Origin of the sequence: Lysinibacillus fusiformis, from assembly GCF_002845985.1 — a bacterium.
GTDB lineage: Bacteria > Bacillota > Bacilli > Bacillales_A > Planococcaceae > Lysinibacillus > Lysinibacillus fusiformis_D.
On the sequence record NZ_PDFK01000002.1, the window covers coordinates 789,882 to 804,185 of the forward strand.

General features: G+C 29.2%; 13 protein-coding genes. 6 read left to right on the top strand and 7 right to left on the bottom strand.

The window, feature by feature from the left end:
• Window positions 1-11: 11 nt before the first annotated feature.
• Window positions 12-3,413 (bottom strand): hypothetical protein, encoded by a 3,402-nt coding sequence (locus tag CRI88_RS09910; RefSeq protein WP_101966561.1) that lies wholly within the window; start codon window positions 3,411-3,413, stop codon window positions 12-14.
• Window positions 3,410-4,279: a DUF4007 family protein gene (locus CRI88_RS09915; RefSeq protein WP_180957789.1), complete on the bottom strand. Its 870-nt coding sequence runs from the start codon at window positions 4,277-4,279 to the stop codon at window positions 3,410-3,412. Before CRI88_RS09915 ends, CRI88_RS09910 begins: the two co-directional genes overlap by 4 nt.
• A 1,371-nt stretch (window positions 4,280-5,650) precedes the next feature.
• Between CRI88_RS09915 and CRI88_RS09920 the strand changes: the two genes are divergently transcribed.
• Together CRI88_RS09920 and CRI88_RS09925 are read left to right on the top strand one after the other, a co-directional pair.
• Window positions 5,651-6,649 carry a tyrosine-type recombinase/integrase gene (locus CRI88_RS09920; RefSeq protein ID WP_101966563.1) on the top strand — a complete coding sequence of 333 codons (999 nt, stop codon included), beginning with the start codon at window positions 5,651-5,653 and terminating at the stop codon, window positions 6,647-6,649.
• 61 nt (window positions 6,650-6,710) lie between these two features.
• Window positions 6,711-7,133: a hypothetical protein gene (locus CRI88_RS09925; protein ID WP_101966564.1), complete on the top strand. Its 423-nt coding sequence runs from the start codon at window positions 6,711-6,713 to the stop codon at window positions 7,131-7,133.
• A 158-nt stretch (window positions 7,134-7,291) separates the two neighbouring features.
• On the opposite strand, the gene CRI88_RS09930 is transcribed toward CRI88_RS09925, so the two are convergent.
• The 3 genes from CRI88_RS09930 to CRI88_RS09940 form a co-directional block, all read right to left on the bottom strand.
• A complete protein-coding gene (locus CRI88_RS09930; RefSeq protein WP_101966565.1) occupies window positions 7,292-8,272 on the bottom strand; it encodes a MerR family transcriptional regulator in 981 nt (326 codons plus the stop codon).
• Window positions 8,273-8,381: 109 nt separating this feature from the next.
• Window positions 8,382-8,651, bottom strand: a complete 270-nt coding sequence (locus CRI88_RS09935) for a hypothetical protein (RefSeq protein WP_180957790.1) — start codon at window positions 8,649-8,651, stop codon at window positions 8,382-8,384.
• A gap of 13 nt (window positions 8,652-8,664) precedes the next feature.
• A complete protein-coding gene (locus tag CRI88_RS09940) occupies window positions 8,665-8,976 on the bottom strand; it encodes a hypothetical protein (protein ID WP_145991306.1) in 312 nt (103 codons plus the stop codon).
• A gap of 119 nt (window positions 8,977-9,095) precedes the next feature.
• Between CRI88_RS09940 and CRI88_RS09945 the strand changes: the two genes are divergently transcribed.
• Window positions 9,096-9,449, top strand: coding sequence for a helix-turn-helix domain-containing protein (locus tag CRI88_RS09945; RefSeq protein WP_101966568.1), 354 nt, complete (start codon window positions 9,096-9,098; stop codon window positions 9,447-9,449).
• Between the two features lie 81 nt (window positions 9,450-9,530).
• On the opposite strand, the gene CRI88_RS09950 is transcribed toward CRI88_RS09945, so the two are convergent.
• Both CRI88_RS09950 and CRI88_RS09955 read right to left on the bottom strand, forming a co-directional pair.
• On the bottom strand, window positions 9,531-9,869 hold the full coding sequence (locus tag CRI88_RS09950; RefSeq protein WP_101966569.1) for a nucleotide pyrophosphohydrolase: 339 nt from the start codon (window positions 9,867-9,869) through the stop codon (window positions 9,531-9,533).
• A 1-nt stretch (window position 9,870) separates the two neighbouring features.
• Window positions 9,871-11,508 carry a DUF2075 domain-containing protein gene (locus CRI88_RS09955; RefSeq protein ID WP_101966570.1) on the bottom strand — a complete coding sequence of 546 codons (1,638 nt, stop codon included), beginning with the start codon at window positions 11,506-11,508 and terminating at the stop codon, window positions 9,871-9,873.
• A gap of 478 nt (window positions 11,509-11,986) precedes the next feature.
• On the opposite strand from CRI88_RS09955, the gene CRI88_RS22450 reads away from it, so the two are divergent.
• The 3 genes from CRI88_RS22450 to CRI88_RS09965 all read left to right on the top strand — a co-directional run bounded on the left by CRI88_RS22450 (window position 11,987) and on the right by CRI88_RS09965 (window position 14,299).
• Window positions 11,987-12,145 carry a hypothetical protein gene (locus tag CRI88_RS22450; RefSeq protein ID WP_180957791.1) on the top strand — a complete coding sequence of 53 codons (159 nt, stop codon included), beginning with the start codon at window positions 11,987-11,989 and terminating at the stop codon, window positions 12,143-12,145.
• Between the two features lie 769 nt (window positions 12,146-12,914).
• Complete coding sequence (locus CRI88_RS09960; RefSeq protein ID WP_101966571.1) at window positions 12,915-13,163, top strand: helix-turn-helix domain-containing protein; 249 nt, start codon at window positions 12,915-12,917, stop codon at window positions 13,161-13,163.
• Between the two features lie 17 nt (window positions 13,164-13,180).
• Window positions 13,181-14,299 (top strand): tyrosine-type recombinase/integrase, encoded by a 1,119-nt coding sequence (locus CRI88_RS09965; protein ID WP_101966572.1) that lies wholly within the window; start codon window positions 13,181-13,183, stop codon window positions 14,297-14,299.
• Window positions 14,300-14,304 lie beyond the last annotated feature (5 nt).

Here is a 14,304-nt window from a genome sequence, read left to right on the forward strand (position 1 = left end):
ATCACTCCTTCTTACATATTTTCTTCGTAGTAATCTACTAATAATTTAAATAATAAAGCTTTAATTTCATCCTTTGGTAATTTTCTAGCCATTAACTCTAAATCATCTTTAATATTCGTGTATATTGTCTCTCCTTTAGGTGAAAGATCAACTTTAGGTATTGCTAAACTATTGTTTTCAATCTTAACTTCATAATACTCTTCCTTTAATTCCTTTAAATTATCACTTTCTACTAGGCTGTTAATGGTTTTGAAAAACACTTCATCAGTTGCGTCAGACCAATCTTCTCTTTTAACACCTACTAATTCTAATGCCAAATTGTCAATCCAATTTTCTTCACTAGATACTAGCAGTACTTTGTATAGCTTATTATCTACTTTTACTACTTCATTTTTGTTCTGAACAAATTCTAATAACTCGTTAAAGGAATAAACACTTGTTAATTTATAAATTGTTGCTTCTATTAAATTTTGGTGATTGATACAGTATTGCTCATTTTCCTTTTTTATTAATTCAACAGTATCTAAATCTAGTTCTAATTCATAAAACTTCCTTAAAGCGACATCTGGCTCAAACTGACCTTTCTTAATTAACTGTTTAAATGCCAATGATTTATCGGATAGCTTATTAGTTTTCTGAGTAATTTTAGGTAAATTTCTAAACCATTTTGATAACATTCTATTTACACGAACGGCCGGATGATATGATTTATCTTTTTCATCTAAATATGAACTAAAGCATTCATCTATTAATGAAATAGTGGTTTTATATTTATTACCAAGAGACTGATAAGAAAACGAATAATTATAAGGCTTGTCTAACATTCTTTCATATAAGATATCTCCATCTATATCATTAATAAAAGAGCCATCCTTATGGTAAAACATAAGATATTTCCATTCTTTTTTTAATATACTAGTAAGTAAAATTGGAATATTCGGTTCTCTGATTCCAAAAGGTGGATTTTTGAAGATATCTAGTAATGTTGTAAAATCTCCTTTACCTAATTTAGTTTGTTTCATCAATTCCTCTCTTAACATTGTTATTTGAATATTTTCGTTTAATTCATTAACCTTATTATTTTTAACAACAGAAGCATAAATTAATTTAGAAGGACCTTTTAATTCGTCAACAGTATTATTTATTATTGCATCAACTACTTCTTTGGCTGCTTTTAATTGTTGTTTCGAAATGTTTCTTCTGTTAAATGATTCATTATTAATTACTGGCGTTTTATCAAATACATTTTCCATAATTATTGATAATTTTTCGCTTAAAGATAAATTACTCTTTATTTTTAAATCTTCACCATCGCTATACCAATAAGACTTTTGGAATTGTGTAATTGGTTTTATTATTTCTTTAATTGCAAAGAGAGTATTTTCCTTAATTTTTAATAACTCTTCTTCAATAATAGCATCCTCATTTAATAAGTATTTATCGTCTAATAATTTATTGATTGATGCCAATTTCATTAAATATTCATCTATATTATTTAACTTCTTATGAGGTAATACATATATGTTCTTATTATCCACCTGACTTAACTCTGATATCTTCTCTTTAATTTTTTCAATTTCTAAATCCGGTATAACGTAAAAGATAGACATATCAGAATCAATATCACCAAGTGAGTCTTTATTTCTACTAGATAATAAATCGCTTGCATAAACAGGATAAATAGTTGCGTATCTTATCATGTTTTTATCATCGTTATATCTTTTTGGATATGCAAATCTACTTTCTAAATTACATGTTAGCAACTCTAACTTCTCTTGCTTTGCTATTCCCTGTTGTATTACTTCTTCAATTTTTTTATTTACATCAATACTACTTCCCTCGAATATTTCCCAATTGTCATTAAACAAGCTGTATCGAATTAGTTTTTTACCTTCTAATACTTTGATAATTTTATTTAAATTGTTTAACTCCCAATTTAACGCAAAACACATAAATTCCTTATTAAGCTTTTGTATATTATTCAGGTTTGCAATATCCCAAAGAGTTAGTAATTTTAATAACTTAAATTCATCATTAGCAGTTGAAGAATTTCCCACCTTTTTTTGAACTCTTAAATATTTAAAATAAGTACTTCCAGTTGAAGAATCTGTGTTAAATTCTTGAAATGACGGTTCGAAGTAGTCGAATAAATTATAAGCATAATACCATGTACCATTTACCTCAAAATGTTTCTTTAAGCCACCATTTTCATTACTTTCTAAGAAAGTAAACAAAGTTCGTTCATTTTGGGCAACTATATTGGCTAATCTAGGTAATGTAAACATTGTTACAGGATGTAGGGGGTATGAATTATCTACTACGATGGATTTCATTTCTCTACCATTTAATTCTGGGAAAAGATCATATTTTACGATTTCACTATCAAATTTATATTGATTATCCCAATCTATTCGGTATTTTTTTGTAACTTGACTCGAAATCCTGATAAATGTCGCCGGGTCACTAAATGTATGATAAATTCTAAAGCGTCCTTGTATTCGCTGAAATTCACTTTGTAATTCATCGTTATAGTTTAAAAAATATTGCTTTAAGTTTTTATGTGTAATTAATAAAACATTTAAATTAGATCGTTCAGCAAGTTCTGCGATATCCTGTAAATCTTGCATCGTCTCAACAATTTCAGACATTTCCATACCTTGTAAAAGTCTTCCAAATTCATCATAAACCAAGAATATACTATAATTTCTTTTATTAATTTCTTCTAAAATGTATGATAATTGCTCAGTAATATCAACATTACCATAGGATACTGAAAATTCTGCGCCCGCTGTAAGAAGTGGATAAATTCCCTTAAAAGTTTCAATAGCTTCATATTCATAATTATCTATATCATCTAGAAATCCATTAATATCCCAAGTCTTTTCTTTTAGAATTTGACATAATTTATTGTAAGTTTCGTAATATTCATCTTTCCAAAGCTCTATTTTATACTTTATTTCTTCTGCAATTGATGGAAGAGAAAAATCGAAATCCAACTGTTTTAAAGATTTGTAAATTGAGGATAGAACTGCTTCTCTAAATTTGCCTTGCTTCCCATTAATAACAACAGGTATGAATTTTTTATCATGTTCATTAACCTTTTTAAGTAATTCAATTACACTATTTTCTTCAACATTAACTTTATCGAATTTTTGTACTAATTTTTCTAGTTCTTCATTTTCTACATTTTTTGAAACAAAGTTTGCCATGAGTGTTCCAATCATAGATTTTCCGGAACCATAAGACCCAACTAGTATATGCGCTTTATTTCCTATCCCTAAAAAACCTTCTAATAATCCGGATAAACTTTCAAAATGTGTTGGAGTTGGAATGTATCTTTCCTGTATCCACTCACTACCCAAATCAAGCTTAATATTTACACTTGGTTTAAAACTAATTGTATTTAAAGTCATTTTAATGCCCTTTCTTTTCTAATGTACTCTTCTTTTAAGAACTCAATCGGGTCTTCTTGTTCTAACCTAATTAAATCCAATCTATTTGTTCTATCAAAAATAAGAGGGTAACGTGACTTAGAAGCAAGTTGTTCTATTGCTTTTACTATTTCGCTTCTTTGCATATTAAACACTTTCCCCCATAGGTTTTTTGCATTTTCTATTTCATCAATAGATATTTCATATTGATTGTATTTTAATAAAACATACATTAATGCTGAAAGACCTATTTCCTCATACTTAGGAGATTTTTTATAGATTCTCCCCTCTTTTTCGTCAATTAGCTTTAATGAAGTAAGTGGGCTTTGAATAACTTCTTCAGGATCAGTTATTGTACTTTTTGAATAATATTGTTTAAAAAGACATTCTAAATCTCTTTCTAATGTATTAGTAGAATTTTTTGATTCATAATTTTTATTAAGCCATGTTAAATAGTCACCTAAAACTTCTTCTTTTTCAAAGGAGGTTTTATCATATTCGTTAAAAAACCAATACCATGTTGTACAAGGCTCAATATCATCAACCAAATGATAATGAATAATACTCGCTGTATCATTTAATTCTATATATGGATCGTAGCTATCAAAAATTTCACCAAAAGGAGATTTCCTATGTATTACTTTATTATCACTTCCTCTTTTATCTACCTCACATATATCTGCAGCAACAATCCAATGTTTTAATGAGTTAACCATATTTGTTCCTAAACCAATCAACTCGGATGCATTTTTTTGATAAAAAAATCTATTATTTATTTCAATTTGCTGAATTGCTTTCCTCAACCAATAAATTCTTAGATAAAAACTTTGATGTTGTCCAAATCCCAATTTTCTCGCTCCTTTATTCTGGAGATACGTCTCCAGAAGATCTTTTACAATTTTAACATACTGGAGAGATTAATCCAGTGATTGAATGTGAAAAGAATTCTACTAATGATTTAATATCTTTGAATAAAATATCCTAAATTATATTCACAATTACTATCTTAAAATTATTAACTTTTAAGGTATTCATATACCCCATAATTCTCTATTTTTAATTAATTAAGTGAAATTACTAACATGTAGAGAAACCTCATAACCAAATTAATCTTAATTACTAAATACATATCTTTTCATTATACACATGTCAACTAAACTACCATTATTAATTTACCCTATAAAACTTGTCAATAAGTAAATCATTATAACGAAGCTTAAGGAATTTTAGCTAAATAATAATAAATGGCATTATGGTAATATTCGATTTGTTCTCGTTAAAGTTTTTTAAATATTTAGATATTTTTTATAAACAATGCAATTATTTTATTGAATGTTTTTACTGTCTATTCGAATACGATAAATCAACTGCTATTATAAATAGAAATACTTCATATTATTTACTTTATATTTTTAAAAAAAACAATTTGTACAGTCTCTTAGACTGAAAATACAATTACTTTTTATCTTTTATTTTAATAACTAACAAAAACTCAATTTTTATTGAACACCCCTTAAGAATATCCCATGCTCACTTTTGAGCCGATTTTCTATATATCGAACAATCCACTTATCTTTTCTAGTTGGCATTTTACCCTACCAATCTTTGTAATATAGAGCAAAAAAGATACGCTGATTTTTTACTCTAACAGAATCAACACAGCGTTTTATATAAAGAAAAAATCCAATATCAGATCGTGCTGTTGCCTAACTCTGTTTTGGTCTGGTTCAAATAGCTGTTGCTTGATACCAGTTGTTCTAAGATCTTATCTCAAGATTAGCTTGGGGATAAAAATTAAATGGTGATAATACACCTAAAAATATAAGAGGCTAACACTCTATGGGCAAGAGTGACGGAAATATCGCCAAGTGCATTAGCGACTACTTTTAAAAGTAGGTTATATGTTAACTTTAGTCATTGGATTTTTTGTCTGCGGACATTGACCTCACTTCTCATTTTTAAAATGAATCTTACTTTAGAGTAAGCATAAGTGAGCTGCACCCGCTAAATTAGCGTTAAGCATCATTGCTTAAAGTTGTGCAAATGTATTACTTAACACTTTTATTATCGTTATGAAATTTTATAAGACCATATAGACAGTATGTATTATGAGAAAAGGACGTTTGCTATTGCGGGCTTTTTCTATATCCCACTATATAAATTTCATAAAGATAAGCTAATTTCATATATGGGTGGGGTCTGCCCTTTTTTATACAGCTATGAAGAAAGGAATGCTTGTTATCGGAAATCGAGGATGGATTAAAACAGAAAGAGAAATTCGTGTGGCCATATCTACTAATGAAGATGTGAGCAATAAAGGAGCCTATTTAAACTTGATGTTGCAATTAAATAAAATTGCTAGACATGCAAAAGGAGTTAGTGTGAATAAAACTCTACCTCAATACTACAATCATATGGACTTATTTTGCCGCTTCGTAGCGGACAACTATAATTTAAAAGTACTTGCTAACATTCAGAATAAGCATCTCGTAGATTATGTAAGTGAACGACAAAGCGAGGGCAAATCCGCTTCTACAATTAAAAATGATTTAGCTGCTATCAGATATTTTCATGATCAAATCCCTAATCCTCGTTATCAGCTGAGCAGCAATCAAATTTTAAGCGAAAATTATAATGAATTCCATTTAGAAAGAAGGCGCTTTGGTGGAGTTGATCGTCGTCCTACCGAACTGGAATATCAAGCCTTAGTAACATTGGCACAACAATCTAATTCTCCTTCCCTCGCACTTATTATTATGCTGTGTCGTGAACAGGGCTTACGTGTACATGAAGCGGTTAGATTAAGCCGCGTGGATGCTGAAAAAGCATTACGTGAAGGCTTTCTAACTGTTAAAGGAAAAGGTGGACTAATACGACAAATTCCCTTACAAACACAATCCTTTAGCGTTTTACAAGATGCAATGCAACAGGTCAATCGCGGAGAGAAACTTTTTGTTTTGCGAGATCAGAAAGCGCATCAAGTAATTCAACGTGTGCAAGATTTTATTAGGAATAATCGCCAAAAAGTATTAGACCCACTCAACACTCGGCCAAAGGGTGTTGAAATTACAATGCATAGTTTTAGACATGCATATGCAAAAGAACAATATGAATTATTTATTGAAAAAGGTTATACAGAAGGAGATGCACGATTAGCAGTCTCTAAATTAATTGGTCACAACCGTGAGGATGTTACACGAATTTATTTAGCTGAATAAAATTTGTAATTACTCTAGTAATATCATTTTTTGCAGATATAATGTTTTAAAATATCAAAGGATGTGGGTTAAAATACGAAATCAACATGAAGAAAATGAACAAATTGTAGAAATAGAAAAAAAAATTAATTCATTGGAACGCTTATTAAAAATTGAAACATATCGATTAAAAGAAGCAATTGGAGCATGGAGACGTAAAATTGAAGGAAGAGGGTTACGTAAAGACTCTATTAGAGAAGGCTTCAATGCTGAAAGAGGAACACATTATAAAGTATTTGTCTTAGATTTACCTGGGGATTTAGAGATTGAGTTTGTGTTAGATATTATTAAAAATGAAATGTTAGAAGACTTTTATCCCTTTACTTTTCGCAAGGTTGATTTTTCGCGCCGATATAAAGGTTGGTTAATGGAAGTAGAAAGAACTTTAAATAAAGAAATGCAAATAGAAACAGATTTTTTAATGAAATACTATAGTCAAAACTAAAAACTCACTTTCCATATTATCAAAACAGAATAATACAAAACACAAAGAAAGGAGATTATTCCATCTCTTTATGTTTTGTATTATTTAGTCATTAATAAGGTAACTCTTTAAACCCCATCAAAATGTCACTCTCTACTAATTCTGATCCCATATTTAATCTAAGTAGAATTTAAACTCGATATAAGAGTATTTATAACCTGACTATTTCTTTCAATAAATTCCATTTTCTTAGTAGTTTCTCTCTCTATTTCTTTATATACTAGAAAGAGTTCTTTTTCTAAATTACTTTTATGTTCTTGTTCCACAATAATTTCGTTTTTCAAATCTTGAATCTGTTTACTTAAATTTGATGTACATTCACTATCTCTTACATCCAATGGACTGATATTTAATAACCTTTTAAATAAGCCATTCTTTGTTTGCTTTATAAAATCTTTATGCTCATGAATTTTCGAGCTATAGTCAATTTTCAATAACAAAATATTAAAATCACTTTCAAGATAAAGTAACTTTCTCATACATATATTTATCTCGTCATTTATCCCAAAAGCCTTTTTATGCAATATATATAAGGACTGCTCTATTCTAAAAATTTCTTCCTGATTTCCATTCCAAGACAATATTACTTTTTCAATTATCCTCATTTTTTTATTTAATACTTGGACTTCTTCATTGGTTTGCATATTCCCTTTTTCAAACTTAAAAAGGAAGCCAATATTTTGATCCAGTCTTTTTATCGCATTCTTTATTAATTTAATTTCTTTTTGATAACTATCAACGCTTTCATGTAACAATAGCTTAACATTATTCAAATTTTTACCTTGCCTCTTTAAAAACTGCTGCACTAAATACAATTTATAAATACTTATATAATGAAACTTATAATTTCTCCCCTCTCTTACATTCTCAAGATATTCAAATTTACAAAGGTTTGTAACATAATAGCGTAAACTACTAACATTCATGTTAAGCATTGTAGAGACTTCTAAAGAAGTATAAAGCCTTTTAGCATTTAAAGTTTTAATAAACTCAGGAAAAAGCACCTCTTCCTTATAACCATACTTTGTTAGCGCATTATAGATTTTATCTTCTAAAAATAATGATTTAAATTTCTCAATTTCTATGTTGTGATTATTCAATTACGTCACCTCTTGTATACAAGGATTTCCAAATTGAATTTACAAGTTATAAAAAAAGCAGTTTTTTAGAAGATTTTACTTACCAAAAAACTGCACAATTAAATGCTATTTAAAAAGATATATTTGTTATAGTCCCTTTTCCACGAATATATAATTCACTATTCTTAGCTTCTTTAATAGCTTTATTTACTAGTGATTCATATTGTGTAGTAGGTACACCCTCATATTCTAAATTTATCCCCACGTAAGGAACACGATAGCCTTTTGCTTCTACTAACGTACCTAGTTCTTTAAACAATTCAGATGTAATATCTTCATGTGCTAAATTTCGTGTAGCCGCTTCATCCCCTAAACTCTCTACAATTTTGTATACATCCATCGTGAGTTGACCTTTAAAAAGTGCTTTCATCGTTTATCGATCCCCCTGATATTTTTTCTCTGAGTACAATCCCATCTAAAAAGCCTTGCTTGTATATATCTTGAAATAATAAGTGCTGATAATTAAGAATTGATATCTGTATCGACTCAGAAATCTCTTTAACTTCTATTTCACTTATACCTGAAAGAGTTTTGGATAATTTCTGTTTAATATCTTTAACCATTTCATTTTGGTGATTCCTAAAACCTTTATTATGATAAAGCACATCAATCCTTTCATCTATTAATAAAATAAGTGCCGATTCAAAGTTTCCGATAACGTTCAACCCCATTCATTACTTATTATGTATATTTACGTTTTAAGTATAATTTATTTTCTATTGATTGTAAAATACAATAACTGTACGATTAATTAAACGATAAAAGTGGAGTTGAAATAACATATATGAATAACTTGCAAATAGGACAGTTAATACGTTCATTACGCAAAGAAAATAATTTAAGTATGAGTGATCTTGCTCAAAAATTAGATATTTCTCAAGCATCTATTTCACGGATAGAAAGCGGCATTCAGGAAGCGAGTTATACACTGTTAGGTGAAATTTGCGAGCAATTCGGACTAACGCTTAGCTCATTCTTTTTATTACTGGAAAACAAAGTTGATACAACTATTAAGATTCCACAAGATAAATTTCTACAAAGTGAAAATATAGATGATGAATTACTTAATATCATTAAAAATTTATCAGAGGAACAAAAAAAGGGATTATATGTACTATTGCTTCCTTATATCAGATAAATTTCCATAAGAAAAACCTTAGTTTCTCGTATTCAAACGAAATCTAAGGTTTTTAAATTGCCTTTTAAATGTTTTATAAATTTATATCTCATTGTATTTAGTATTTTTCCCAGCAAACTTTTCAATTGGATATTTTTCATTATTTTTTTGAAGTTTATTATTTATTATTTTTACTAAGTCCAAATCCGTTTCATTCGCAAACAATATCGTATAAATCAAAACATCCGCTAGCTCCTCCTTCATCTTATCTAAATTCTTTTCAACTGCTTCCTCACTCGTTTTCCATTGAAATAGCTCTAATAATTCACTTGCTTCTAATGATAAGGAGAGTGCTAGATCCTTAGGATTATGGAATTGCTGCCAGTTACGTTGGTCTCGGAATTGCAAAATACTTTTACGTAGTTGTTCTAACTCACCCATACTATTTACCTGCTTTTTGATATTCTAAAAGTTTATTGCGCAACGCTTCATCACTTGAATAAATGTACAGACCCCTAATTCCACGCTTCATCAAGATATTGATTGAATTTAGGACGATTTTTTCCTTTGCTTCATTTACATTTTCAATTCCGTCCATACCTGTATATGCACCTTTATCCATATACTTACTCGTATCAATGCTGATTTCATCTTTAACAGCGTCATATTGAACAGATGGCCCAAGCACGACACCAACATAATTTAAATCAAAACCCTGTATTGTATAAATTGATCCAGCCTCGTGAACGGTTTCTGCTTTTTCTGCCCATGTATATTTCGTACTTGTTGTATTCCATGGCAGTTGGTATTCACCATTGGATTCTTTCACGTAGTAGGTCCCACCATCTTTTTTATGTATGTAATCAAACGTTGATACAACACGACTTAAACCGTGCTGAGTATTTTGGGATTTAATTTCATCATGCATGTCCTTCAAAGATTCAAATACTTTAAATTCATAGTTTTTATCTTTAGGAAGCGGCAATAATTTTTTACGCTTGAATTCGTTTATCCAATTGATTACGTCATCATTTGCTTGCATGCGAAATTGATTTGTTAACTGGTATTCTTCGTGAAAAGTACTTAATTTCTTAAGCCCTTCTAGTGTTGCTGCTCCCCATAGACTCTTCAGTTTTAATACTTGATCTTGATCATAAATAATGACAACTACCTTTGCTAGCTTCAAAAACTCCTCTAAATGATTATTGCCGTGGAATCCATTATAAGTATCTGGCTTTGTTAGCAATAAATGTGCTTCATCTACGAAAATGATATCAGCCTTTTTTCCCTCTTTTTGCAACATATTAATCAGAGACGTAGGTTTTGCAAAGTTTTTCCCTTTTAAATGTTTCACTTGTTTTGCTATATTTTTATATGTTTTAAACATTTCCTCATGGTTCACAGCTAAATAATTTTCTGTACGATATAAATTTGAAGATGCTTCTTCTACTCTTTCTTGAATCGTATTGAAAATAGAACTTAACACAACGCTTTTTCCAACACCCGCTTCACCTTCAATGATTAATAGACTTCCATATTCACTTGTGTTTTGAGTAACTCGTTTCTCACAAAACTCGAGTACTTTATCTTTTAATTCAAGTTGTTCTAAAGATAAATCTTTGAAAGGAGATAATTTAAATATATCTTTGTTTTCAATTACATGTAACTCATTGTCAACAAGCTTTTGTTCATATAGTTTTTGCCAAAGTTCTTTAAATAGTTGTTGATCGTAATAAGGTTTATTGTAGTAGTTATGAGTAAAATCGTTAGCCATCTTACTTTTATTTTGAAGCGTATATTTTTCATCACCAAGGAAATAGTTAATCAGTTTTGTCTCTAGATGAAAGGTCGCTGATCGATTAAAGTGTTCGTGCTTAATCAAATTTACTTGTTGAATATTTTTACGTGCTTTTAAATGAGCTTTCATACGATTTTTAAAATAAACCGTTTCACCAATATAAGCTTCTTTATTGCCATTCAAAACATAAATAACTGGATAATTTAAATACTGCTCTTTGTTGTTGATTTGATTGATGCTTTCTTGTATAAAAGGCCATGATAGTATTTCGATAGCTGTCATTTCTTTTCTCCTTATCACAATACTACGTATATATAATTTAACTAGTCATAATTTATGTTACTATTTTATCATAATTATCCCTTTTTACTTGTAATAGACTTCTGATCAAATGGAAGCTAATATTTTCGCACCAATTACTACTAGGGGTTAACTTAGCATACCTTACAGGTACATAAACACCCTATTCTCTATCTCTTACTTTAAATCCTTCAGCTACCTTCAGTTACTAGAACCCTCTATAATGGTGTTGAAATGTTTAATAACTGCAAATTGCAATGGTGGGGATAAATCACTATCACACTTTTTTATTTATGTGTAAAACCTGCAAAAAAACCATTTGATGGGGTAAAGTTAATTTCCCTGTTTCACGATCTGTTAATAAAAAAATACTTTGAATTTGATGGATAAATCATTTGCTGTTTATTTCCTATAAAAAAAGATACAATACTAGTAAAGAAAGGAAAACGGAGGGATTTTTATGACAAGATTTTTAAAAACGTTAGAAGCCCGTATGAAAGAACCAGAGCTTAATCTGAATTTTTCAAAGACCGTTCAACCAAACAAAAAACTACTTAAGAAAAATGAAGCTGCCTACAACCAGGCAAAAGAAAATTTTTATTTGGCACAAGACAAATAAAATAAATTCATTCCTTACCTTCTAAATAGGTAAGGTTTTTTTTATAAATAATATTAATCTAGAAGTTATTCAATATTTTAGGAAGTATATCGAGAGCTTCACAAGAGCCATCTTGTTCGTGCTGTAAAATTTTACTATCATCAATTCATCTTAATCATGTTGAAAATCTTAGGATAAATCATTTTCAATATACTCTAAGCTCACTAGAGTCCTGAGTTTTTCATATTTTTAAATACACCTCTATACAATAAGGTTAATTTTTCATTAGAAAAACCTTAATTTCTGCATTAAACAGTAAACTAAGGTTTTTGTATACAGCTATTAAAACTGATAGATGAATTTAAGTTCAGTATTACTTTGTACTTAATCTATTTATTAAATCTTTCAACGTCTTATCGTTTAATTGGTAAATAACTGACATAATTCCTCATCTATTTGCTCTTTTTCAATGTTTTGTATATCTTTTTCCATTGAAAACACCGCTTCATTAGGACTACTCATATTTCATCACAGTTATGTTTTGTTTCATTTTTTAAATGAAAATGCATCTCATAATTATGACCCCCTAATTCAAACTTTTTGCGCAATAGGAGGTCATTTGATAAATATTCAGTTCTCTTAAAACTAGGTTTTGTAAATCTTAGCATACTGTCTTTAATTTTTCAACTTCTATCAAAAGAAATAAAAGAAGAAATAAATAAAAATTACTCTTAAAAAAATAAAATTTGGCGGGTATATTGTTTAGACAAAAAGCAAAGGAGCCAACAAAATGACAGAACCAGAATTTAAACAATATCTAGAAGAGTTGAAAAATGAAATTATTACAGCTATTACTAAGCAAATATCCAAACCTGAGAAACAGTTACTAACTATTAGAGAAGCGGCTGAATATTTAGGAGTTTCGTATAACACCTTTCAAAAATTTAAATGTGAAGGGCTAAAAGTATTTGAAATCGATGGTACTAAACGAATCTATAAACACGAATTAGATAAATTTATAGAAAAAAATAGCTACTAGAAAACGGAGGAGTTATTATGGCAAAAATAAAAGCAATTAAATCATATAAGTTAGTATCAGGGGAAACAAGATATAAATTCAAGATTTATCTAGGAACCACTTCTACCGGTAAACGAATTGAAACTACTCGACGTGGTTTTAAAACAATAACAGCTGCAACAAATGAATATTTACGACTTAAAATAAAATTTAAAGAAGGCTATCGCCCTGAAAAAAAGACATTTAGTGATATTTATAATGAATGGTTATCAATTTATCGAAAATCCGTTAAACCTTCGACATATCATAAAACAAAACAACTTTTTCATGATCATATCCTGCCTTGTTTAGGTCACATTAAAATTCAATCTATTACTTACAAACATTGCGAAAATGCAGCATACATTTGGTATGATCAATTAAAAAAACACAAAACAGTCGAACATTATGCAGCCAAAGTATTTGATTATGCGATGAAATTAGATGTTATTGAACGAAATCCCATGAAGGCAGTTACGACACCCATTAAAAAGCAAAAAGAATCCACCAAAGACTACTATAGCCGTGAAGAACTAATAGAGTTTTTAGAAGCTACTAAAAATGAAGATATAAAAAAATATGCATATTTACGGTTACTATGCTATACAGGTATTAGGCGTGGAGAAGGTTTTGCCTTACAATGGAGTGACATCAATTTTGATAAAAAGGAAATTACAATAAACAAAGGTGTTACCTATGATGAAAATGGGAAACTAATAATTTCTTCCACTAAAACATCTGATCATAGACTATTAAAGATTGATGATCGCACACTTGAAATTTTAAATGAGTGGAAAACAATTCAATCCGTTTTGCATTATAATTTAAGTAGCTATAGCCTTGTATTTTCTGATAAGAAAAATAATATTACTTATCCATCTAAGGCTTGGGACTGGTGCAATAATATCCAAGAAAAATATAAACTCAAAAAGATTTCTCCCCATGATTTAAGACGTACACATGCAACAATGTACTATATAAGTGGTGCAACACCATATGAAATAAAGAAAAGGTTAGGTCATAGCTTTAAAGATATTACTTCAGATGTTTATATTATCGAAACGGATGAAATCAAGACTAATGCATTTAAAAATTTTATTCAATATATGAACTATTAGAACAA

Bases quoted from the DNA above. Each gene is read 5' to 3' on its own strand.
- CRI88_RS09965 (WP_101966572.1), top strand. From the start codon at position 13,181: ATGGCAAAAATAAAAGCAATTAAATCATATAAGTTAGTATCAGGGGAA.
- CRI88_RS09925 (WP_101966564.1), top strand. From the start codon at position 6,711: ATGTGGGTTAAAATACGAAATCAACATGAAGAAAATGAACAAATTGTA.
- CRI88_RS09920 (WP_101966563.1), top strand. From the start codon at position 5,651: ATGAAGAAAGGAATGCTTGTTATCGGAAATCGAGGATGGATTAAAACA.
- CRI88_RS22450 (WP_180957791.1), top strand. From the start codon at position 11,987: ATGACAAGATTTTTAAAAACGTTAGAAGCCCGTATGAAAGAACCAGAG.
- CRI88_RS09950 (WP_101966569.1), bottom strand. From the start codon at position 9,869: ATGGGTGAGTTAGAACAACTACGTAAAAGTATTTTGCAATTCCGAGAC.
- CRI88_RS09955 (WP_101966570.1), bottom strand. From the start codon at position 11,508: ATGACAGCTATCGAAATACTATCATGGCCTTTTATACAAGAAAGCATC.
- CRI88_RS09960 (WP_101966571.1), top strand. From the start codon at position 12,915: ATGACAGAACCAGAATTTAAACAATATCTAGAAGAGTTGAAAAATGAA.
- CRI88_RS09945 (WP_101966568.1), top strand. From the start codon at position 9,096: ATGAATAACTTGCAAATAGGACAGTTAATACGTTCATTACGCAAAGAA.
- CRI88_RS09935 (WP_180957790.1), bottom strand. From the start codon at position 8,651: ATGGATGTATACAAAATTGTAGAGAGTTTAGGGGATGAAGCGGCTACA.
- CRI88_RS09910 (WP_101966561.1), bottom strand. From the start codon at position 3,413: ATGACTTTAAATACAATTAGTTTTAAACCAAGTGTAAATATTAAGCTT.